Source organism: Pelomonas parva, assembly GCF_043555835.1.
GTDB classification, from domain to species: Bacteria; Pseudomonadota; Gammaproteobacteria; order Burkholderiales; family Burkholderiaceae_C; genus Pelomonas; species Pelomonas parva.
On the sequence record NZ_JBIGHV010000008.1, the window covers coordinates 343,234 to 364,806 of the forward strand.

General features: G+C 68.8%; 13 protein-coding genes and 2 pseudogenes. 9 read left to right on the forward strand and 6 right to left on the reverse strand.

Translation table 11 applies throughout. The features are described from left to right. Nucleotides 1-8: 8 nt before the first annotated feature. Entirely contained in the window at nucleotides 9-1,742 is a 1,734-nt protein-coding gene (locus ACG00Y_RS21710) for a diguanylate cyclase (RefSeq protein ID WP_394482495.1), read from the reverse strand. Between the two features lie 38 nt (nucleotides 1,743-1,780). Further along, entirely contained in the window at nucleotides 1,781-4,174 is a 2,394-nt protein-coding gene (locus tag ACG00Y_RS21715) for a sensor histidine kinase (RefSeq protein ID WP_394482497.1), read from the reverse strand. Between the two features lie 115 nt (nucleotides 4,175-4,289). On the opposite strand from ACG00Y_RS21715, the pseudogene ACG00Y_RS21720 reads away from it, so the two are divergent. Next, nucleotides 4,290-5,684 (forward strand): annotated as a pseudogene (locus ACG00Y_RS21720) (choice-of-anchor I family protein); the annotation flags it as partial. A 54-nt stretch (nucleotides 5,685-5,738) separates the two neighbouring features. After that, a pseudogene (locus tag ACG00Y_RS21725) lies at nucleotides 5,739-5,825 on the forward strand (PEP-CTERM sorting domain-containing protein); the annotation flags it as partial. Nucleotides 5,826-5,865: 40 nt separating this feature from the next. On the opposite strand, the gene ACG00Y_RS21730 reads toward ACG00Y_RS21725, so the two are convergent. Then, on the reverse strand, nucleotides 5,866-6,261 hold the full coding sequence (locus tag ACG00Y_RS21730; RefSeq protein ID WP_394482499.1) for a hypothetical protein: 396 nt from the start codon (nucleotides 6,259-6,261) through the stop codon (nucleotides 5,866-5,868). A gap of 160 nt (nucleotides 6,262-6,421) precedes the next feature. Next, complete coding sequence (gene uvrA / locus ACG00Y_RS21735) at nucleotides 6,422-12,046, reverse strand: excinuclease ABC subunit UvrA (protein WP_394482501.1); 5,625 nt, start codon at nucleotides 12,044-12,046, stop codon at nucleotides 6,422-6,424. A 238-nt stretch (nucleotides 12,047-12,284) separates the two neighbouring features. Between uvrA and ACG00Y_RS21740 the strand changes: the two genes are divergently transcribed. Then, on the forward strand, nucleotides 12,285-12,767 hold the full coding sequence (locus tag ACG00Y_RS21740) for a response regulator (RefSeq protein ID WP_394482502.1): 483 nt from the start codon (nucleotides 12,285-12,287) through the stop codon (nucleotides 12,765-12,767). 164 nt (nucleotides 12,768-12,931) lie between these two features. On the opposite strand, the gene ACG00Y_RS21745 is transcribed toward ACG00Y_RS21740, so the two are convergent. After that, nucleotides 12,932-13,660: a response regulator gene (locus ACG00Y_RS21745; protein WP_394482504.1), complete on the reverse strand. Its 729-nt coding sequence runs from the start codon at nucleotides 13,658-13,660 to the stop codon at nucleotides 12,932-12,934. A 132-nt stretch (nucleotides 13,661-13,792) separates the two neighbouring features. Here ACG00Y_RS21745 and ACG00Y_RS21750 point away from each other — a divergent pair, with 132 nt between their 5' ends. The 5 genes from ACG00Y_RS21750 (at nucleotide 13,793) to ACG00Y_RS21770 (ending at nucleotide 19,056) form a co-directional block, all read left to right on the forward strand. Beyond that, the gene (locus ACG00Y_RS21750; protein WP_394482506.1) at nucleotides 13,793-13,993 is read left to right on the forward strand and encodes a hypothetical protein; all 201 of its coding nucleotides are present in this window, start codon (nucleotides 13,793-13,795) and stop codon (nucleotides 13,991-13,993) included. 89 nt (nucleotides 13,994-14,082) lie between these two features. Continuing rightward, nucleotides 14,083-14,511: a globin family protein gene (locus tag ACG00Y_RS21755; protein ID WP_394482508.1), complete on the forward strand. Its 429-nt coding sequence runs from the start codon at nucleotides 14,083-14,085 to the stop codon at nucleotides 14,509-14,511. Nucleotides 14,512-14,551: 40 nt separating this feature from the next. Continuing rightward, nucleotides 14,552-16,543: a PAS domain-containing hybrid sensor histidine kinase/response regulator gene (locus ACG00Y_RS21760; protein ID WP_394482509.1), complete on the forward strand. Its 1,992-nt coding sequence runs from the start codon at nucleotides 14,552-14,554 to the stop codon at nucleotides 16,541-16,543. 56 nt (nucleotides 16,544-16,599) lie between these two features. Next, nucleotides 16,600-17,550: a Bug family tripartite tricarboxylate transporter substrate binding protein gene (locus ACG00Y_RS21765; protein ID WP_394482511.1), complete on the forward strand. Its 951-nt coding sequence runs from the start codon at nucleotides 16,600-16,602 to the stop codon at nucleotides 17,548-17,550. Between the two features lie 6 nt (nucleotides 17,551-17,556). Beyond that, on the forward strand, nucleotides 17,557-19,056 hold the full coding sequence (locus ACG00Y_RS21770) for a malonate--CoA ligase (RefSeq protein WP_394482513.1): 1,500 nt from the start codon (nucleotides 17,557-17,559) through the stop codon (nucleotides 19,054-19,056). 568 nt (nucleotides 19,057-19,624) lie between these two features. On the opposite strand, the gene ACG00Y_RS21775 is transcribed toward ACG00Y_RS21770, so the two are convergent. Continuing rightward, nucleotides 19,625-20,665 (reverse strand): hypothetical protein, encoded by a 1,041-nt coding sequence (locus tag ACG00Y_RS21775; RefSeq protein WP_394482514.1) that lies wholly within the window; start codon nucleotides 20,663-20,665, stop codon nucleotides 19,625-19,627. Between the two features lie 188 nt (nucleotides 20,666-20,853). Here ACG00Y_RS21775 and ACG00Y_RS21780 point away from each other — a divergent pair, with 188 nt between their 5' ends. After that, nucleotides 20,854-21,564, forward strand: coding sequence for a hypothetical protein (locus tag ACG00Y_RS21780; RefSeq protein ID WP_394482515.1), 711 nt, complete (start codon nucleotides 20,854-20,856; stop codon nucleotides 21,562-21,564). Nucleotides 21,565-21,573: the final 9 nt, after the last annotated feature.

Sequence of the window (21,573 nt, forward strand, 5' to 3'; positions counted from 1 at the left end):
GACCCGCCCTACGTCGGCGCGTCAGCGGTCTTCAGCACCACCGCGTTGCGCCCGCCGCGCTTGGCCTCGTACAGCGCGGCATCGGCGCGTGCAACCAGCGGGCGCAGGTCCTCATCGCCCGGTGAAGCCAGACTCACGCCGATGCTGACCGTCAGCCTGCCCACTTCGGGGAAGAAGGCCGCCTCGACCGCAGTGCGGATCTTCTCCGCCGCCATGACGGCGTCCTGGGCACCGGCCAGCTCCGGCAGCAGCACGGCGAACTCCTCGCCGCCAAAGCGCGCCACCACGTCCGTCACCCGCACCGAGGCCTGCAACACCTCGGCGAGCAGGCGCAGCACGGCGTCGCCCACCGGGTGACCGAACTTGTCGTTGATGTGCTTGAAGTGGTCCGCATCGATCAGCAACAGCCCGTGCACGCGACCGCTGACGGCGCCGTAGCGGCGGTCCAGCGCGTAGGCCTCGGCCAGGCGCGCGTCCAGGCTGCGTCGGTTGTGCAGGCCGGTCAGCGGGTCGCGCGTGGCCAGGTGCTCCAGCGCGGCGTTGGCGGCCTCCAGTTCGGCGGTGCGCTGCTGCACCTGGGCCTCCAGCGTCGTGTTGGTCTGCTGCAGCGCCTGCTCGGTGGCCAGCAGCGAGCCGGCCATCGCATGCATGGCCTCGCTGAGGCGGGCCAGCTCCTGCGCACCGGGCTGCTCAGGGAAGTCGGGGATGCGGCGCTCGGACTGCACGCGCTGGGCCACGCGCGCCAGCTGTTCGACCGGGCGGCTGATGCGCCGCGCCAGCAGCAGTGCGGCCAAGGTCAGCGCGGCGGCGGCCAGCAGGCCCAGCAGCACCAGTTCGCGACGCAGGTCGCGCACCGGGCGCAGCGCCTGCTCCATCGGCTGGCGGGCGACGATGCGCCAGCCCAGGTCGGCGTGGGTGCGCGCCTGCAGCGTGGCCTCGCTGGCCAGGTAGGGCTTGCCGTCGAACACCAGCTCCCCCTCGAAACGCCCGCCCACCGGCTTGGGCAACACGGCCTTGCCTGCGGCCTGGGCGAGCTTCAGCGCCTCGGGGTAGAGAACGCGGCCCTGGCGGTCCAGGATGAGGGCGTCGATGCCGCTGCCAGGGTGCTGGCGCCGCGTGACGCCTTCGACGAGGCTGGTCACCCAGCGCCAGTGCGCATGCGCGCCGACGACGCCGCGCAGCCGGCCCTCGGCGTCGCGGATGGGGGCGGCGAAGTCGATGAAGCGCGTCGGCTCGCCGTTGGGCAGGGCCGGCAGCATGGTGGCCAGCAACTTGGCCTCGTGAACGTCGCCCACATAGACATGCTCGCGTGCGGCGATGAACCAGTCCCGCTGCGCCACCGAACGGCCCATCAGCATGCCGCCGCTGGCCTGCAGCACGGTGCCGTCCGGCGCGGCCACGCCCAGCCAGGCGAACTCGTCGTGCAGCGCTTGGCGGCGCTCCAGCGTTCCACGCACGAGGGCGGAGTCCAGCGGCCCGTTGACGAGATAGGGCGCGACGCTGAGCAGCTCGATCTCGCGCTCGCGGTCGCGCAGCTGCGTGGCCAGCAGCTCGGCGGCCGACTGCGCCGTGGCACGCACGGCGGCCTGCTGGGCGATGTAGATCTCGTCGGTCGCCACGCTGCCGAGGTAGCCACCCACCAGCGTCAGGATGGCCAGCGACAGGCCGCCCAGCACCAGGCTGAGCTGGCTGCGCAGGCTGGGCAGGCGGCGGGCGGGTTTGGCGAGGGCGTTGGGCGTCAAGAGGGTTTCAGTATCCATGCAGGCGCGCGCTCTCGGCATCAGCCTGCCTGCGGCAGTGTCAAGCGCATGACGGTGCCCGCCGCGCCGGTGCGCACCAGCTCCGCACTGCCACCGTGCAAGTCCATCACGCGGCGCACGATGTACAGGCCCAGGCCATGCGTGGACTCCGCCCCGCCGCCGCGCGCGCCGCGGCTGAACAGGCGCGGCAGCAGCTCGCGGGCGATGCCCGGGCCGGTGTCCACCACCTCGAACTGCAGCGCCGGTGGCTCGTCGAAGTCCATCACATGCAGCGTCACCGGGCTGGCGCCGGGCGCGTACTTCAGCGCGTTGGACAGCAGGTTGCGCAGCGCCAGGCGCAGCAGGCTCATGTCCATCAGCGCGGTGCGCGTGGCGGTGTGGCGGTGCACGACGACACGCTCGCGCTGGTCGCGCGCCAGGTCGGCGATGGTGACGGCGATCAGCGTGTCGATGTCGGTGTCCAGCCGGGCGATGCGGCCCGCGCCCGCCACCAGGCTGGCCGCCGCCAGCGTGTTGTCCACGCCGGCCAGCACCTGCCCGAGCACGGCCTGGGCACGCATCAGCCGCTGCTGGGCCTGTTGCTCACCGCGGCCGGCCAGGCTGGCGGCGGCGCTCTGCAGCGCGGCGCTGGCGTTGTTGAGGGGCTGTCGCACCTCGTGGGCCAGCACGTCCAGCATCTCGGAGCGCTCGCGCAGCAGGCGGTCCAGCTCCTGCACATGGCGCTCGGTCTGGCGGCGCATCTGCTGCTCCTGCGCCAGCTCGGCGCGGCGCTTCAAGTCCTCGGTGATGTCGTCCACCAGGGCATGCACGCGCAGCGGGCGGCCGTCGTCGGCGTACTCGGCCACGGCCGACACCAGCACGTCGCGCAGCAGGCCGTCGGCGCAGATCAGCTGCACGGGGCAGTCATCGGCATGGCCGTCGCGCCACACGGCCGGGCGGTAGACCTCGCGCACCAGCCGGCTGGACTCGGGCGTCAGGAAGTCGTCCAGCATGCGGCCGACCACCTCGTCGCGCCGATAGCCCAGCCGCTCCAGCCAGCGGTCCGACACGCTGAGCAACCGCCCCGCCGCGTCGACCGAATGCATCAGCGCCGGCGTCGTCTCGTACAGCGCGCGCAAGCGCTGGCGGCTGCGCTCCAGCTCCACCGTGGCGCGGTGGTGCTCGGTAACGTCCTGCAGCGCGCCCACCAGCCGCACCGGCGTGCCGTCCTGCCAGTCCACCTGGCCCTGGGCCAGCACCCAGATCTCGCGCCCCCGGGCGGTGACCAGTGGCAGCTCCAGGCTCCACGGATCGCCGTGGCTGATACCGCGCCGCACCGCTGCCTCGATGACGGGGCGCGCCTCGGGCCGGTAGTAGCCGATGGCCTCCTCCAACGTCGGCCGGTGGCCGGGCGCGAGATCGTGGATGCGGCAGGTCTGGTCGCTCCAGACCAGCGCCTGCGTCTGCAGGTCCAGGCTCCAGCCGCCCACGCCGGCGACGCGGCCGGTGCGATCCAGCAGGATCTTGCTGTCGCGCAGCTGGCGTTCGGCGGCAAGGCGGTCGGTCGCGTCCTCGACGATGCCGACAAAGCCGCGCAGGCTGCCTTGCGCAGTCAGAAGGGGCTGGGCACGCGAATGGACATGGCGCACATCACCACCCGCGCCCGCCGGGCGGCGGATGCGGTAGCTCATTTCGAACGGCTGCCGCCGGGCCGCCGATTGCCGCCACTGCGCCACGACGGCAGGCCCGTCCTCCGGATGCAGCGTGGCCCCCCAGCCCTCGCCCAGACTGTCCTCCAGCGTGATGCCGTAGATGCGCTCCCAGGCAGGGTTCACGTACTGGCACAGGCCGTCTGCATCCGTCTGATAAATACCCAGCGGCGACGATTCGGCCAGCACCTGCCAGCGCAGGTCGCTCTTGCGCTGCGCCTCGCGGCTGCCCTGGTCCCGCTCGCGCATCATCAGCGCCTCGGCGGCGGAATCGGCGAGGCGCATCAAGGCCTCGCGCTGCGCGTCCGTCAGCTGGCGCGGACGGAAGTCGACCACGCAAAGCGTGCCCGGGTGGCTGCCGTCGTCCAGGCGGATGGGCACGCCGGCGTAGAAGCGCAGCGGCGGCTCGGCCAGCACGTCCGGATGATTGGCGAAGCGCTCGTCCAGGCTCGCGTCGTTCACCTCGAACAGCCCGTCGGCCAGCAGCGTGTGGGCACAGAAGGTCTGCGCCCTCGGTGTCTCGCTGCGGCCGAAGCCCACGGCGGCCTTGAACCACTGGCGCTTCTCGTCCAGCAGGCCCAGCAACGCCACGGGCGTGCCGCAGACCTGCGCGGCCAGCGCGGTGAGGTGGTCGAACAGCGGCTCGGGCTCGCTGTCCATCACGGCCAGCGCGGCCAGGCGGGCCAGGCGGCGGTCTTCGTCGGGCGGCAGGTCTGGAATCACCATGGCGGCAGCTTAGGGCAAGCCCGCCACCGAAACCGGGGGGCACCCCGCCTTGGTCACGGGCCTGTCACGCAGCCGGCACAGCATGCGCGGTTTTGGTCCAACCGCCCGCCACCCCATGAAGCCCACCCGACTGATCCAGGCCCTCGCCGCCACCTTCGCCCTGACCCTGGGCAGCACCGCCCACGCCGCCAGCGTGCTGGACGGCGCCAGCCAGGTCTGGGCCACGGCCCACGCGGGCACACCCACTGGCTTCCTGTCCGAGATCGCCGCCTTCGACGCGACGAGCAAGACGCTGTGGGTGGCAGGCGTGCGCGGCGTCAACGTGCTGGACGCCAAGACCGGCGCGTCGCTGAGCTTCATCGACACCAGCGCCTGGGGCTCGATCAACAGCGTGGCCATCCACAACGGCGTCGCCGCCTTCGCCATCGAAGCCAGCGACCGCAAGCTGCCGGGCGTCGTGCAGCTCTACGACACGAGCAGCCGCTCGCTGCTGGCCGGCACCAACACCATTGCCGTGGGCTCGCTGCCCGACATGCTGACCTTCACGCCGGATGGCAGCCGCCTGCTGGTGGCCAACGAGGCCACGCCCAATACCGGCGACTACGGCACCCGCATCGGCGACTCGGTGCCGCGCGTCTACGGCACCAACGCCAACGACCCCATCGGCAGCGTCAGCATCATCGACGTCGCCAGCCGCACGGTCACGGCCACCGCCACGCTGGCCGGCGTGGCCCAGAGCGGCAGCCACATCCGCACCGGCACGGGCATGGACTTCGAGCCCGAGTACATCGCCGTCAACAAGGCTGGCACCGAGGCCTATGTGAGCCTGCAGGAAGCCAACGCCATGGGTGTGCTGAACCTGCAGAGCGGCCAGTTCACCAAGGTGGTGGGCCTGGGCGCCAAGGACTTCTCGCAAGCCGGCAACGCCATCGACACCCTCAATGGCGGCGGCGTCAGCTTCCAGAACGTGGCCGCCAAGGGCCTCTACATGCCCGACGGCATGGCAACCTTCCAGTCCGGCGCCAAGACCTATGTGGTGATGGCCAACGAAGGCGACTTCCGCGAAGACGACGCCGACCGCTCGGCCGCCAGCTCCGGCAGCCTGGGCGGCACCGGCAACCTGGCCAACCTGCGCGTGTCCAACACCGACTCGTCCGCCGGCAACCTGTTCGCCGCCGGCGCCCGTTCCTTCTCCATCCGCGACGCGGACGGCAACCTCGTCTACGACAGCGGCAACATCCTGGACGTCGAGGCGCACAAGCTCGGCCTCTACGACGACGGCCGCAGCCGCGACAAGGGCGTGGAGCCCGAAGGCGTGGAGCTGATGGAGATCGGCGGCAAGACCTTCGCCTTCGTCGGCCTGGAGCGCACGACCAGCGGCGCCGTGGCGGTGTTCGACATCGACGTGACCGACCCGGGCAAGACCAGCTTCGTGCGCATGCTGACGCTGGGCCAGGCCCGCCCCGAAGGCCTGGAGGGCTTCACGATGGATGGCACGCACTACCTGGCCATCGCCAGCGAAGGCGTCGACGGCGTGAACGCCGGCACGACGCTGTTCGCGCTGGCACCGGTGCCGGAGCCGGGCACCTATGCGCTGATGCTGGCCGGCCTGGCCGGCGTGGGCCTGATGGCCCGCCGCCGCCGGGGCTGAGGCCCAAGTTCTACCCACCCAAGCGGGTGGGCAGGCTGACCTACCGCAGCACGGTGACGCTGGGCGGCAGCGACGACCGCGCGGACTTGCGCCACAGCGCCACCGCCACATGCACGGCCACGCCGACGCCCAGCAGCAGCAGGGCGCCCAGGCTCCACACCACCCAGGCCAGCACGGTGACACCGCCGGACAGCCAGGGCAGCGTGCCCACCAGTGCCTGCAACTGCGGCGTCAGCGTTTCCAGCGTGCCGGCCAGCCACTCGGCCACCGGCACGGGCAGCCAGGCCGTCAGCGCCTCGGGCAGGCTCCAGTCCCCTGTACTCAGCGTGCCGGCCTTGGACAGCGCCGCCGCCAGCAGCGCCTCACCGGCCCACACCAGCCCGGACCACATGGCCAGCAGCAGCAACACCAGCACCCATCCCGCAACGATCCACATGGCACGAACTCCAGTCAGAAAACTGGCGGAGTGTCTTCGCCATCGCGGCGGCAAGGAAGGCGCCTGAGGCTCAGCGACGGTTCGGGAAAACCGGAGGTTTCACCAAAACCGACGCTGGCCGAGGCCCGCCGGCGCGAACTCCCGGCTTGGGCCTCAAGTGCTACCCCACTCGTGCCAGCACCGGCTTCAGCGCCACGCCGGTGTGGCTGCCGCTGGCCACCACCTGCTCCGGCGTGCCGGCCACCACCACGCGACCGCCGGCATCGCCGCCCTCCGGGCCCAGGTCCAGCACCCAGTCGGCCTCGGCGATGACATCCAGGTCATGCTCGATGACCACCACCGAATGCCCGCCCGCCACCAGGCGGTGCAGCACGCGGATCAGCTTTTCCACATCCGCCATGTGCAGGCCCACGGTGGGCTCGTCCAGCACGTAGAGCGTGTGCGGCGCCTTCTGGCCGCGCCGGGCCACGTCGTCGCGCACCTTCACCAGCTCACTGACGAGCTTGATGCGCTGGGCCTCGCCGCCCGACAAGGTCGGCGACGGCTGCCCCAGCGTCAGGTAGCCCAGCCCCACGTCCTTCAACAACTGCAGCGGATGCGCAATCGACGGCATGGCCGCGAAGAACTCGACGGCCTCGTCGACCTCCATCGCCAGCACGTCGCCAATGCTTTTCCCCCGCCACGAAACACCCAGCGTCTCCGGGTTGAAGCGCTGGCCATGGCACTGGTCGCAGGGCACCTTCACGTCGGGCAGGAAGCTCATCTCGATGGTCTTCATGCCCTGGCCTTCGCAGCCGGGGCAGCGGCCCGCACCGGTGTTGAAGCTGAAGCGGGCCGGCGCATAGCCGCGCGCCTTGGATTCCAGCGTCTCGGCGAACAGCTTGCGGATGGCGTCCCAGAAGCCGATATACGTCGCCGGGCAGGAGCGCGGCGTCTTGCCGATGGGGGTCTGGTCGACCTCCAGCACGCGGTCGACCTGCTCGTGGCCTTCGATGCCGTCGCAGCCGGTCCACTTGGCCGGCGCCTTGCGCAGCGGCACGGCGACGGCCATGCCGGCCAGCAGCACGTCGCGCGCCAGCGTCGACTTGCCGGAGCCGGATACGCCCGTGACAGCCACCAGGCGGTGCAGCGGCACATCCACAGTCACGCCCTTGAGGTTGTGAAGAGCCGCGTTGAGCACCGTCAACTTGGGCGCATCCGATTCAATCGGTCGGCGGTCCTGCAGCGGATGAATGAGCGGGTGGGCCAGCATGCGGCCGGTGACTGAATCCGGCTCCAGCGCCAGCTGCGCCGCCGTGCCCTGGCCCACCACGCGGCCACCACGTTTGCCGGCACCGGGGCCGATGTCGATGATGTGGTCAGCACGTCGGATCGTGTCCTCGTCATGCTCGACGACCACCAGCGTGTTGCCCTTGTCGCCCAGCGTCGCCAGCGCCTTCAGCAGGATCTGGTTGTCGCGCGGATGCAGGCCGATGGTGGGTTCGTCCAGCACATAGCAGACGCCTTGCAGATTGCTGCCTAACTGCGCGGCCAGGCGGATTCGTTGCGCCTCACCGCCCGACAGCGTGGGCGCCGCGCGGTCCAGCGTCAGGTAGCCCAGGCCGACCTCCTGCAGAAACTCCAGGCGGCCGAGGATTTCGCTCACCACGTCACGCGCGATGTCGGCGTCACGACCATGCAGATGCAAGCCCTTCACCCAGGCCTGCGCCTCGCCCACGCTCCAGGCGGCCACGTCGCCGATGGCCTTGTCCTCGAACTCGACCGAGCGCGCCGTCGCGTTCAGCCGCGTGCCGTGGCAGTCCGGGCAGGCCGCGTCGGTCAGGCCTTCGACCTCGGCTTCCTCGGACGGGAAGCTCTGCTCGCGGCCGCGGTTGTCGTCGTCCTGCACGCTGTCGTCCAGGGCCTTGCGCTGCTCGCGTGTCAGGCTCAACCCGGTGCCGACGCAGCTGGTGCACCAGCCGTGCTTGGAGTTGTAGGAGAACAGCCGTGGGTCCAGCTCGGGGTAGCTGGTGCCGCAGATGGGGCAGGCGCGCTTGGTGGAGAACACCTTGACGGTGCCGACACCGGCGCCGGTCGCGCCGGCCTCCACGCTGAGACCGTCCAGCGGCGCCAGCAGATGCAGCACGCCCTTGCCGATGTCCAGCGCCTTGGCCAGCAGCTCGCGCAGTTCGGCCTCGCGTTCGGGTTCGATGACGAGATCACCGACCGGCAGCTCCAGCGTGTGCTCCTTGAAGCGGTCGATGCGCGGCCAGGGGCTGGTGGGCAGGAACTCGCCGTCCACGCGCAGATGCGTATGGCCCCGGCCCTTGGCCCATTTGGCGAGGTCGGTGTAGACGCCCTTGCGGTTCACCACCAGCGGCGCAAGCAGGCCGACATGCTGGCCCCGGTAGTCGCGCATCAGCTGCGCGGCGATGGACTCGACGCTTTGCGGCTTCACCGGCGCACCGTCCTTGGTGCAGTGCTGCACGCCCAGCTTGACGTAGAGCAGGCGCAGGAAGTGCCAGACCTCGGTCGTCGTCGCGACCGTGCTCTTGCGGCCGCCGCGCGACAGCCGCTGCTCGATGGCGACGGTCGGCGGGATGCCCCAGACGGCATCGACCTCGGGCCGGCCGGCCGGCTGCACGATGGAACGCGCGTAGGCATTCAGGGATTCAAGGTAGCGGCGCTGGCCTTCATTGAACAGGATGTCGAAGGCCAGCGTGGATTTGCCGGAACCCGACACACCGGTGACGACGTTGAACTTGCCACGCGGGATGTCCACGCTCAGGCCCTTGAGGTTGTGCTCGCGGGCATTGACGATCTTGATGGCCTCGTCGGTCTGGCGGCGGCCACGGATGATGGACTGCAGGGGGCGGCCCTCTTCAACCGCCATCGCTGGACGATCCATGTGCAGCGCGTAGTCGCGCAGCGCGGCGGCGGTGTGCGAGGTGGCGTGCTGGGTGATCTCCTCGGGCGTGCCGGTGCAGACGATCTCACCGCCTGCCTCGCCGCCCTCGGGGCCCAGGTCGATGAGCCAGTCCGCCGCGCGGATGACGTCCAGGTTGTGCTCGATGACGATCAGGGAATGGCCGGCGCTCAGCAGCTTGCGCAGCGCACGCATCAGCTTGGCGATGTCGTCGAAATGCAGGCCGGTCGTCGGCTCGTCGAACAGGAACAGCGTGCCCTTCTTGGCCACGCCAAAGCGCGGCGACGCGGCCGCCTCGGCCAGGAAGCCGGCGAGCTTGAGGCGCTGCGCCTCGCCGCCGGACAGCGTCGGCACCGGCTGGCCCAGGCGCACGTACTCCAGGCCCACGTCGACGATGGGCTGCAGCTTGGCGAGCACGGCGCGGTGTTCGCTGAACAGGTGCACCGCTTCGGCAACCGTCAGCTCCAGCACGTCGGCCACACTCAGGTCGCGGTCCTTCAGCGTCAGCTTGGCATCCAGCATCTCGGCGCGGAAGCGCTTGCCGTCACAGTCCGGGCAGCGCAGGTAGACGTCGCTGAGGAACTGCATCTCGACATGCTCGAAGCCCGAGCCACCGCAGGTCGGGCAGCGGCCGTCACCGGCGTTGAAGCTGAACATGCCGGCCGTGTAGCTGCGCTCGCGGGCGATGGGCGCGTCGGCGAACAGCTTGCGGATCTCGTCGAAGGCGCCGACATAGCTGGCCGGGTTGGAGCGCGCCGTCTTGCCGATGGGCGACTGGTCGACGAACACCGCGTCGGCGAGGAAGTCACCGCCCAGCAGGCGGTCGTGCGCGCCGGGCGTCTCGGTCGCCTTGCCGAACTGGCGGGCCAGCGCGGGGTAGAGCACGTCCTGCATCAGCGTGCTCTTGCCCGAGCCGCTCACGCCGGTGACGACGACCAGGCGCTGCAACGGGAAGGCGACGGACACGTTGCGCAGGTTGTGCTCGCGCACGCCTTCGAGGATGAGCTTGGGCGTGGACTCGTCCACCAAGCGCTTCAGGCCCATGCCGACATGCTTGCGCGCGCCCAGGTAGGCGCCGGTGAGCGTGTCCGCCGAGCGGATGTCTTCGGGTGTGCCGTCGAAGACGATCTGCCCACCGCGCTCGCCGGGGCCGGGGCCCATGTCGATGAGCCGGTCGGCCGCCAGCATGACGGCCGGGTCATGCTCGACGACGACCAGCGTGTTGCCCGCATCGCGCAGCCGCTTCATGGCCTGCACGATGCGGCCCATGTCGCGCGGATGCAGGCCGATGCTGGGCTCGTCCAGCACGAACAAGGTGTTGACCAGTGAAGTCCCCAACGCCGTGGTCAGGTTGATGCGCTGCACCTCGCCGCCGGAGAGTGTGCGGCTCTGGCGGTCCAGCGTCAGATAGCCCAGGCCCACGTCGCAGAGGTAGCGGCTGCGGTGGCGGATCTCGTCCAGCAGCAGCTTCAACGCTTCGTCCAGCATGGTGCTGGGCAGTTGCAGTCCGTCGACGAAATCGCGCAGGCGCTGGATAGGCAACTGCATCAGGTCGTGCAGGGAGAGGCCTGGCAGCGCTTCGAGCTGCTCGCGGCTCCAGTCGACGCCCACCGGCAGAAAACGCTGTGCTGCAGGCAGCGCAGCGTCCGCCAGCGCCTTGGAGCCAACACGCCACAGCAGCGCCTCGGTCTTCAGCCGCGCACCCCGGCAGCTCGGGCATTCGGTGTAGCTGCGGTACTTGGACAAGAGCACACGGATATGCATCTTGTAGGCCTTGCTCTCCAGGTACTCGAAGAAGCGCTTGACCCCGTACCACTGCCGGTTCCAGTTGCCGTTCCAGTTCGGCGTGCCGTTGATGACCCAGTCGCGGTGGGCCGGCGACAAGTCCTTCCACGGCGTGTCGCGCGGTATGCCGGCCTCGCCGGCGTACTTCAGCAAGTCGTCCTGGCTGTCCTTCCAGGCCGGTGTCTGCAGCGTCTTGATGGCGCCGTTGCGCAGCGTCTTGCGGTCATCGGGGATGACGAGGCCCAGGTCCACGCCGATGACGCGGCCGAAGCCCCGGCAGTTGTCGCAGGCGCCGAACGCGGAGTTGAACGAGAACAGCGCCGGCTGCGGGTCGGCGTAGCGGATGTCGCTCTCGGGACAATGCAGGCCGGTAGAGAAGCGCCACAACGTGGCGCCTTCGTCGCCGACGTAGACGCTGAGCCGGCCTGAGCCTCGTTTCAGCGACAGCTCGATGGCCTCCATCGCACGCTGTTTGCCAGCGCCCTGGATGCGGAAGCGATCCGCCACGACGTCCAGCAGCTTCTTGCCGTCCGATTCACGCTCGGCCTGCACCCGCGTGAAGCCGCTGGCCGACAGCCACTGGGCGACTTGCTCGGCACTGGTGTTCGCCGGCAACTCCACCGGAAAGGTAAGCACCATCCTGGGGTCGCCGCCTTCGGCCGCACGCGCCATCAGCTCCACATAAATGCTCTGCGCCGTGTCATGCCTGACCGGCGCTGCCGTCTTGCGGTCATAAAGCTCCGCCGCGCGGGCAAACAGCAGCTTCAGGTGGTCGTTCAGCTCCGTCATGGTGCCGACCGTGGAGCGGCTGGTGCGCACCGGGTTGGTCTGGTCGATGGCAATGGCCGGCGGCACGCCGTCCACCTTGTCCACCGCCGGCCGGTCCATGCGGTCCAGGAACTGGCGGGCGTAGGCGGAGAAGGTCTCCACATAGCGCCGCTGGCCCTCGGCATAGAGGGTGTCGAACACCAGGCTGGACTTGCCCGAGCCGCTGGGGCCGGTGACGACGGTCAGCTCTGCGGTGCGCAGATCCAGGTCGAGGTTCTTGAGGTTGTGCTGGCGAGCGCCTCGGATTCGGATCAGACCGTCGGACATGGATGGGGGCCAAAACTGCAAAGGCGAGCAGTGTAGGGAGCCGTCAAGGCGAAACGCGTCAGCACAAGCCACCCGGCAGCGCCTCCGTCAGCCTACGTGAACGGCCAAGGCTGTTCCTATTTCCGACGCCGCCGGTTGCGTCGCGGCGCTGCCTGCGGCAACAATCGGCCTACCCCTTACCGGGGGCCATAAAAACGACCGAGGAAATGGGATGGACTATTCAAGGCTGCCTGCTGACGTGCCCACGCATTCACTCTGGCTCAGCGCCGCCGCCGGCGGTGCGGGCCTTGATGCGCCGCAGCCAGACTCCGACGAAACCCAGGCGCAACGACGCCAGCCCCAGGTGCTGTTGGTCGAAGACAACCACATCAACCAGGTCGTCGCCCTTGAATTCCTCGCGCTGATGGGCGTGCACGCCACGCTGGCCAGGAATGGCATCGAGGCGCTGGCCGCCTGCGAACAGGCCGCACCGGATCTGGTGCTGATGGACATCCAGATGCCCGGCATGGACGGCCTGGAATGCGCCCGCCGCATCCGCGCCCAGCAGCGCGACGGCAAGATGGTCAACTTCCCCATCCTGGCCCTCACCGCCCATGCACTGGACGCCGACGTGGCGGCCAGCATGGATGCGGGCATGGACGAGCACCTGACCAAGCCGCTGGACTTCGTCGCGCTGCGCACGCGGTTGCAGCGCTGGCTGAAGCTGCCGGGGACGCATTGAGCCCCTCGCTCAGTCTAGCCTGCTGGACGCGGCAAGCCTGAGCGGTCCCCCGAGGGGACGGCGATGCTCGCGGGGAAGGCCCCGCTCGCACATCGCCAGACGGGCCGGCTTCGGAGCGGCCCGGCGCTCGGCCCGCAAATTCACGACGGCCGCGTAGATGCCGTTCAGCCCGCCGGCACGTAGACGTAGCCCACGTTGCGCACGGTCTTGATGACCTCCGGCTTGTCCGGGTTGCGCTCCACCTTGCGGCGCAGGCGCATGACGCGCAGGTCGATGCTGCGGTCGAAGACATCCCAGCCGCGGTTGTGCGCCTGCTCCATGATCTGGTCGCGGTTCAGTGGCCGGTTGGGGTGGCGGGCAAACAGCGCGAGCAGGTCGAACTCGGCGGCGGTGATGTCGATCTCGGCACCGTCCGCACCGAAGAGCTTGCGTTCGCCCAGATGCAGCCGACAGGGGCCGAAGGGCACGCGCTCCTCGGACGCCGGCTCGGCCTCGGCCGCCGCCGGTGCGGCCGTCACCTGCAGCCGGCGCAGCACGGCGCGCACGCGGGCCAGCAGCTCGCGCAGCTCGAAGGGCTTGGCGACGTAGTCATCCGCGCCCACCTCCAGGCCAACGATGCGGTCGATGGCCTCGCCGGCCGTCGTCAGCATCAGCACGCCCAGTCGCGGGTGGGCCTCGCGCAGCGCGCGGGCCAGCGACAGGCCGTTCTCGCCGGGCATGTTGATGTCGAGCACGGCGACGTCGGGCACGCGCTCGGCGACCCGGGCGCGGGCAGCGGCGGCGTCCTCGGCCTGCAGGACCTCGAAGCCGTTGCGGCCGAAGTACTCGGCCAGCAGGGCGCGCAGTTCGGGCTCGTCGTCGACGAGCAGGACGGTGGGCAGGGTGTCTGGCATGGCGGCGAATGATAGGCAGGCTCAAACGACGGCGGCGTGGTGCTGAAACAAACGCAACACGCGGCCGCCGGTGCTGAAGCCGCGCTGAAACGCCCGCCGCAGACAGTCCAGTCACCGAACAGGAGCAACGCCATGAACTTCCGCAGCGACAACCCGCACACCGACTGGCCCGAAACGATGGTCGTGACCTTCCGCAGCGAGGCCTTCGCCGAAGACCTCGATGACTGGGACGAAGCGCCCACCGTCAGCAGCCATCCGCTGGAGCGCCTGGTCGCTGCGCTGCCGCTGCTGTGCATCTTCGCCCCCGTCGCCGACGCCTACCTGCGCGGCTGACCTTCAACCGCAGAACGCTCGTGTTGCTCGCTGCCCCCGAGGGGTGCGTCAGCTTCGGGTGGCCGATCACCAAGCCCAAGGACCTCGCCATGACCCCGCATCAAGTCCACCTCATCCGCAGCAGCTTCGAGCCGTTGAAGCCCCTGGCCGCCACGGTGGCCCAGTCCTTCTACGCCCAGCTGTTCACCCGCGACGCCGCCCTGCGCGCGCTGTTCCGCGGCGGCGACATGGGCGAGCAAGGCGCCCGGCTGATGCAGATGCTGGCCGCCGCCATCGACCTGCTGGACCGCCCGGCCTCGCTGACGCCCGTGCTGCTCAAGCTGGGTCAGCGCCACGCGGGCTACGGTGTCGTCGATGCGCACTACGCCAGCGTCGGCGCCGCGCTGCTGGACACGCTGTCTGCCGGCCTGGGCGACGCCTTCACGCCGGAAGTGCGCGAGGCCTGGACGACGATGTACGGCCATGTTGCGAAGACCATGCAGCAGGGCGCGACCGAAGCGCAGGCCATGGCAGCCTGAGCGTCTTTATCATCGGCCGCGCCATGAGGAAAGGCGCCCGATGACCGAGACCCTTCACTTTCACCCCGCGCCGGACGCCGGCGTCGGCGAGCTCAGCCAGGTGCTGCAAGCCACGCTGCCGCTGCTGTCGCAACTGCTCGAAGCCGTGCCCGCGCGGGTCGTCGTGCTGGACGTGGAGGAACGCTTCGTCTGGGCCAACCACGAGTTCTTCAAGTTCACCGGCCTGCATCCCAAGCAGGTGCTCGGCCAGCCCATCGGCCGCATCGTCGGCGACAACGCCTACGCCAGCTACGGCGGCGTGCGCGCCCGCCTGGCCAGCGGCCAGACCGTGGCCTGGGAGGGCTGGACGGAGCTGGCCGGCGCGGGCCGGCGCTACATGCGCGAGCACCTCGTACCGGTCGACGTGCAGGGCGGCGTGCCGCAGGCCACCGTCGTCATGAGCCTGGACCTGACCGAGCTCAAGCGCCGCGATGCCGAACTCTCCGCCAAGGTCGCCGAGCTGGAGGCCACGCAGGCGCTGAAGGCCTCCATCTTCGACAACGCGATGGCCGCGCTGGTGTCCACGGACGAGACTGGCCATGTCGTCGAGTTCAACCCGGCAGCGGCGGCCATGTTCGGCCTCACGCGCGAGCAGGCGCTGGGCCGCTCGGTGGCCGAGGTGATGATCCCGCCCCGGTTGCGGCCGATGCACGACGCCGGCATGGCGCGTGTGACGGCCGGCGGCGAGCAACGCGTCATGGGCCGGCGCGTCGAGATGCCGGCGCTGCGTGCGGACGGCAGCGAGTTCCCCGTCGAGATGGTGTTGTGGCGCACCGGCGTCGGCAGCCAGACCTTCTACACCGCTTCGCTGTTCGACCTCTCCGAGCGCGCAGCCGCGCAGGGCGAGATCGAGCGCCAACGCGAGGCACTGCGCCAGAGCGAGAAGCTGACCGCCATGGGCAGCCTGCTGGCCGGCGTGGCGCATGAGCTGAACAACCCGCTGTCCATCGTCATGGGCCGCGCCTCGCTGCTGGCCGAGAAGATGAGCGGCAGCCCGCTGGCCAGCGACGCCCAGCGCATCCACGAGGCCGCCGAGCGCTGCGGCCGCATCGTCCGCACCTTCCTGAACATGGCGCGCAGCCGGCCCGCCAACCGCAGCGAGGTGGCGCTGAACGAACTCGCCACGGCTGCCATCGACATGCTGGCCTATGTGCTGCGCAGCCATGGCATCGCCGTCACGCTGGACCTGCTGCCCGGCCTGCCGCCGGTGAAGGCCGACGCCGACCAGATCGGCCAGATCGTGCTCAACCTCATCGTCAACGCGCAGCAGGCGCTGGGCGCACGCGACCAGGGCCGGCGCCTGGTCGTCTCCACCGGTCTGGCGCCGATGACCGACGGCGACCGCCGCCGCGTGCCGCGCGTGTGGATGCGCGTGCGCGACAACGGCCCGGGCATTGCGCCCGAGCTGCGCGAGCGCATCTTCGAACCCTTCTTCACGACCAAGAGCGAAGGCGTGGGCACGGGCCTGGGCCTGGCCGTGTCGCGCTCCATCGCCCGCGACCACGGCGGCGAGCTGACCATCCAGGACGATGGCTCGGGCGCCTGCTTCTGCCTGCAACTGCCCGTCAGTGGCGAGCGCGAGGCCAGCGAGACCGAGCCCGTGCCGCTGGCCGAGACCGACGAGGTCAGCGCGCGCCTGCTGGTCGTCGACGACGAGCCCGAGATCGCCGAGCTGATCGGCGAGATGCTGGCGGGCGCGGGCTATGAGGTCATGACCGCCGAGTCCGGCGCGGTGGCGCTGGCGATGCTGGAAGAGGCGCGCTTTGACGCCATCGTCAGCGACCTGCACATGCCCGAGCTGGACGGCGCCGGGCTGTGGCGCGAGGTCAAGCGCCGCCACCCGCAGCTGGCGCGGCGCATGCTGTTCGTCACCGGCGACACGCTCTCGCCCACGGCCCGCCAGTTCCTCGACGAGGCGCGCTGCGACCGCTTGAACAAGCCGTTCTCCAAGGCCGAGCTGCTGGCTCGCGTGACGGCGCTGCTGACGGCGTAACCACACGGCGGGCCGCCCATAATCGCCCGCACAAAAAACCATCCGGAGACAAACCGATGAAGCGACGCATGCTGCTGCCCGTGATGTTGAGCCCCTGGCTCGCGCAGGCTCAAGGGCTCAAGCCCATGACGTGGATCGTGCCCTTCCCCGCCGGCGGCGGCACCGACGCCTTCGCGCGGCCGCTGACCACGCTGCTGACCCGACAGCTGGGCCGCCAGGTGCTCATCGACAACAAGGGCGGCGCCGGTGGCACGGTGGGCGCGAGCGTGGCGGCGCGGCTGGCGCCGGACGGCACGAACTTCTTCATGGGCGCGGTGCACCACGCCATCGCGCCGTCCATGTACCCGAAGCTGGACTACCGGCTGGAGGAGGACTTCATCCCCGTCGCGCTGCTGGCCAGCGTGCCGCAGGTCATCGTCGTGCACCCCGGCCAGGTGCCGGTGACCGACCTCAAGGGCCTGCTGGCCACGGTGCGTGCCAAGCCGGGCAAGCTCAACTACGGCTCGGCCGGCAATGGCACCTCGCACCACCTGGCCGGCGAGCTGTTCAAGCTGCAGACCAAGACCTTCATCACCCACATCCCCTACCGCGGTGCCGGCCCGGCGCTGCAGGACTTGATCGCCGGTCAGGTGGACTTGATGTTCGACGGCCTGGGCTCGTCGGCGGCGCACATCAAGGGCGGGCGCATCAAGGCACTGGCCGTCGCCGGAGCCAAGCGCGCGGTCGGCTTCCCCAATGTGCCTACCACCGCCGAAGCCGGCGTGCCGGGCTACGAGGTGTCGACCTGGTATGGCCTGTGGGCGCCGAAAGGCACGGCCAAGGAAGCCGTCACAGCCATGCAGGCCGAACTGCGCAAGGTGTTCGCGACCGACGAGATCCGCAGCGTCTGGAACGGCCTGGGCGCCGAGACGCCCAACCTGTACGGCGACGCCTTCGGGCAGTTCGTCAGTTCTGAGATCAAGCGCTGGGCGGCCGTCGTCAAGGCCTCTGGCGCCAAGATGGACTGATCCACGATGAATCTGTACTCAGCCCTGCGCGCCGGCTGGCCCGCCGACCTCGACGCGACCGCCATCGACAGCGGCGGCGCGCTCTACTCGTGGCGCGACCTGGAGAGCGGCAGCGCGATGCTGGCCAACTGGCTGGGCAGGCTCGACCTGGCCCCAGGCAGTCGCGTCGCCGTGCATGCCGACAAGAGCGTCGAGGGCCTGATGCTCTACCTGGCCGTGCTGCGCGCCGGCTTCGTCTACCTGCCGCTGAACCCGGCCTACCAGGCCAGCGAGCTGGCGCACTTCATCACCGACGCGGCGCCGGGCGTCGTCGTCTGCGCGGGCCGCAACTTCGGCTGGGTCAGCAAGCAGGCCTTCCAGCGCGGCGTGCGCTGGGTGTTCACGCTGAACGACGACCGCAGCGGCACGCTGCTGGACCGCGCCGCACAGATGCCGCTGGCCCACGAGCCCGTGGCGCGGGCGGAGAGCGACCTCGCCGCCATCCTCTACACCAGTGGCACGACCGGGCGCAGCAAGGGCGCGATGCTGAGCCACGGCAACCTGTTGTCGAATGCCCAGACGTTGCAGACGTTCTGGGATTGGCAGCCGAGCGACGTACTGCTCCACGCGCTGCCCATCTTCCACGTGCACGGCCTGTTCGTCGCCTCGCACGGCGCGCTGTTGAACGGCAGCCGCATGCTGTGGTTCAACAAGTTCGACGCCACGGCCGTTGCGCGCCGCCTGCCCGAGGCCACCGTCTTCATGGGCGTGCCGACGCTCTACGTGCGCCTGCTGCAGGAGAAGGTGCTGGACACGAAGAACATCCGCCTCTTCATCAGCGGCTCCGCGCCGCTGCTGATCGAGACCTGGCGCGACTGGCAGGCCCGCACGGGCCACCTGATCCTGGAGCGCTACGGCATGAGCGAGACGCTGATGCTGACGTCCAACCCCTGTCGCGCTGAGGACGGCGAGCGCGTCGGTGGCACGGTCGGCCGGGCGCTTCCGGGCGTCGGCCTGCGTGTGCTGCGCGATGACGGCGAGGCTTGCGCGGTGGACGAAATCGGCCATGTGCAGGTGCGCGGCCCCAACGTCTTCAGCGGCTACTGGCAGATGCCGGAGAAGACGGCCGAGGAGTTCACGGCGGACGGCTGGTTCAGGACCGGCGACGTGGGCCGCGTCGACGCGAACGGCTACCTGACGCTGATCGGCCGCAGCAAGGACCTCATCATCAGCGGCGGTTTCAACGTTTACCCGGCCGAGGTGGAGGGATTCCTGAACGAGTTGCCGGGCGTCGGCGAGTCGGCCGTCATCGGCGTGCCCCACCCAGACTTCGGCGAGGCCGTCGTGGCGGTGATCACGCCGTCAGGCCAGCCCGACCCCGAGGCACTGATCCGCGAGCTGAAGGGCCGCATCGCCGGGTTCAAGGTGCCCAAGCGGGTCATCGTGGTGAACGAGCTGCCGAGGAATGCGATGGGGAAGGTGCAGAAGAAGCTGCTGAGGGAGCAGTACGCGGGGTTGTTCACCTAGGGCTCTGACCGGAAGAATTAAAGTCGACATCGAGGGGTGTTGATTTCATTGACTTTTTTCGTGCCGGCGAAAGTCGACATCAGGCCCCCTTGATTTCATTGACTTTTTTGCCCCTCAAAACAGCGTTTTGCAAAATTAAAGTCGACATCGTGAGAGAAGCGACGTCGACGTGGGACTGCTAGCCCCACAGACTGAAGCGCCAATTACCCGCAAGTCCAACCTAAAGGCTTTACGCTAAAGCCCAATTCGGCATCTGGGAGAAGTCTGTAGCCGCAGCTGCCGCGCTCGGTACCGGTACGACCTAGCCGACGAACCGTCTCCGACGTCGTACCGGTCCAAGCAAGATTCAACCAACAGTTCTTCGCTATCCATAGCTCAGCGAGCATAGTTTCCCGGCCGGGATGATGCTGGCCAAAGCAAAAAGCCGCCGGGCAAGCGTGCCAGTGCGGACTAAAGTTGTGCCAAGCGCCGTTGACTCAGTTCGGTCTGTTGGCGCCCCTCGTTCACGGAGGCTCTCTAGCTGCGCCGGGCCACGATGGTCATCATCAGCATCGGCAGGCGAGAGCATTCAACCCTTGTCGTCGTTCCCGCCGCTGGAAGGAAGAAATAGGCTCTTTGGAGGAGCCGAAATCAGCGTCCGGGATACTGTTCCGAGCTCAGGCCAAACGGGCTCTATCCGCGTGTAGACGGCGTTGTCGACCCGCACGCGGCGTCTGGAGTCAAACAGGTCCACCAGCTCGCGGGCAACTTCATGCTCTAGCTCTTGGATGGTGGCGTCGAGATGCTCGACCTTGAAGCCAGCGTCTTTCAGCTTCTCCCGCAAGCCCAGCGCCTTCTGCACTGACTCCATCTTTTCCGGAAGCGTTTTCGAGCGGCCTTCATTGGTGTACCTGCGATAGGACCATGCAAAGAAGGCAGTAACCAGCGTTCCCAACAGCCCGATGACCGTCGGATTCCCGGCCAAGTCCATCCACCAGCTTCCGGACTCGATTCTTCGAGCACGCAGCTGTCGGTCGCCGCCTTGCAGCTCAGCAATTTCCGCAAGCCTTCGGTACAGCGTCGCAAAGAACGTCAGAAACGCCGCCATCTCTTCGAGGCTCAGGTCGTCGTCGATGGCAATCACTAGGCGTCCCCCCTCTGCAAGGGGTTCCGGCTCAAGAGCTTGGCTCACACTCTCGGCAATCTCCACGAGAGCGTCGTATCGACGCCCAAGGGTATGCGCCGCAAGTAGGAGGTTGAAACCAGCCTGGGCGTTCTGCCCCTCAAGGAAGGTGTCGAGGCTGTGCTTAAAGGCCGTCAGGCTTTCCTCCACCTTCTCGACCGGCGCCGGCAAGGGAACGAGCGATACCGCTTCCTCCAGATGCTCGGCAGCCTTAAAAATCGCGGAAGAAGGATTGCCGCGCAGTGCCGTGCCGGCTTCCGCCATCACCTGGTGCATCTCCGAGTTAATGCTTTGCCATTTGCTTGAATCCTCGGGCAACTTCGAGATGGGCGAGAGCACCCGCTCATACCTCTGGCTCAAGTCCGTCACAAATGAGGTCAGCGGCGCGTACGTTTGCCTCGTGCCAAGAAAACGCTGAAGCGCCTCGGTAAATGTGCTGGTGAGCATCAAGTCCTCTCCCTTTCGTTGGTCTATGCGTAGTATCCGGCGGCTGCCACGTAGTCACGGGCGCAAGTTCCACCGGCATTGGTCGGCGACGCCGCTGAGGATGCGTCGAAAGCCAGCCGCCGCGTACACATTGGACCGAGGTACTCACCGTTCGCTACTGCGTCCCTTCGACTACAGACTACCCACCGATGCTCACCGCCCCTGTCAAGCTTGAAGACCCGCACTCGATTCCCAAGGCCCTGCGTCAGGCCTTGAACGCGCATGACCGCGAGATGCGCGCAACTCGAGACACCGAGAGCCTCATCCGCGGCGGCCCGCTCGATGCAATAGCCGACGCACTGTCTGAGCACCTGTGCGCCCAGCGCATCCACGGCTACCACTGCACTCGAGAGCCGGAGCCGGGCTACTTCAAGCGTCACGGCCTACGTGCAACCAATCTCAGAGCCCACCAGGACGAATTTCTGCACTCGCTGGGGCACCACTTCACCGACAACGAGCAGTCGTACATGCGCAAGCAATGGGCGGCGTACTTCGATGCTGGCCAGGTCAAATCGCGGGAGGGAAAGGTGTGGGCGTGCCTCACGCGCAGCCTTGCTGTTTCGCATGGGACTAAACCGTTCTTCAGGGCCTATGGCGGCGAGGCCATTCACATGCCCCTCGCCGACGACTCATCGGTCATAGAGAAGCTGAAGACGCTCGGCGAGCCCGTAATCGTGGAGGTGGCGTTGCCGGGCGACGCCATCCGCACCTACTGTGACATGGCTTGGTGCGCCCTGAACTACCACCACCGGCGCATCAACCCTGACGCCTACCCAATGGACTCGGAGGCGTGGCTGGGCTCGAGCGTTCGGCAAAACGACGTGCTCGATGTCGTGAAGCTTCAAGATTTCCTGGTGTGACCGGCGGCA

What these genes read in the sequence shown, in the direction of transcription:
- ACG00Y_RS21745 (WP_394482504.1), bottom strand. Translation starts at nt 13,660, where the DNA reads ATGCCAGACACCCTGCCCACCGTCCTGCTCGTCGACGACGAGCCCGAA.
- ACG00Y_RS21730 (WP_394482499.1), bottom strand. Translation starts at nt 6,261, where the DNA reads ATGTGGATCGTTGCGGGATGGGTGCTGGTGTTGCTGCTGCTGGCCATG.
- uvrA (WP_394482501.1), bottom strand. Translation starts at nt 12,046, where the DNA reads ATGTCCGACGGTCTGATCCGAATCCGAGGCGCTCGCCAGCACAACCTC.
- ACG00Y_RS21750 (WP_394482506.1), top strand. Translation starts at nt 13,793, where the DNA reads ATGAACTTCCGCAGCGACAACCCGCACACCGACTGGCCCGAAACGATG.
- ACG00Y_RS21775 (WP_394482514.1), bottom strand. Translation starts at nt 20,665, where the DNA reads ATGCTCACCAGCACATTTACCGAGGCGCTTCAGCGTTTTCTTGGCACG.
- ACG00Y_RS21715 (WP_394482497.1), bottom strand. Translation starts at nt 4,174, where the DNA reads ATGGTGATTCCAGACCTGCCGCCCGACGAAGACCGCCGCCTGGCCCGC.
- ACG00Y_RS21765 (WP_394482511.1), top strand. Translation starts at nt 16,600, where the DNA reads ATGAAGCGACGCATGCTGCTGCCCGTGATGTTGAGCCCCTGGCTCGCG.
- ACG00Y_RS21780 (WP_394482515.1), top strand. Translation starts at nt 20,854, where the DNA reads ATGCTCACCGCCCCTGTCAAGCTTGAAGACCCGCACTCGATTCCCAAG.
- ACG00Y_RS21760 (WP_394482509.1), top strand. Translation starts at nt 14,552, where the DNA reads ATGACCGAGACCCTTCACTTTCACCCCGCGCCGGACGCCGGCGTCGGC.
- ACG00Y_RS21770 (WP_394482513.1), top strand. Translation starts at nt 17,557, where the DNA reads ATGAATCTGTACTCAGCCCTGCGCGCCGGCTGGCCCGCCGACCTCGAC.
- ACG00Y_RS21755 (WP_394482508.1), top strand. Translation starts at nt 14,083, where the DNA reads ATGACCCCGCATCAAGTCCACCTCATCCGCAGCAGCTTCGAGCCGTTG.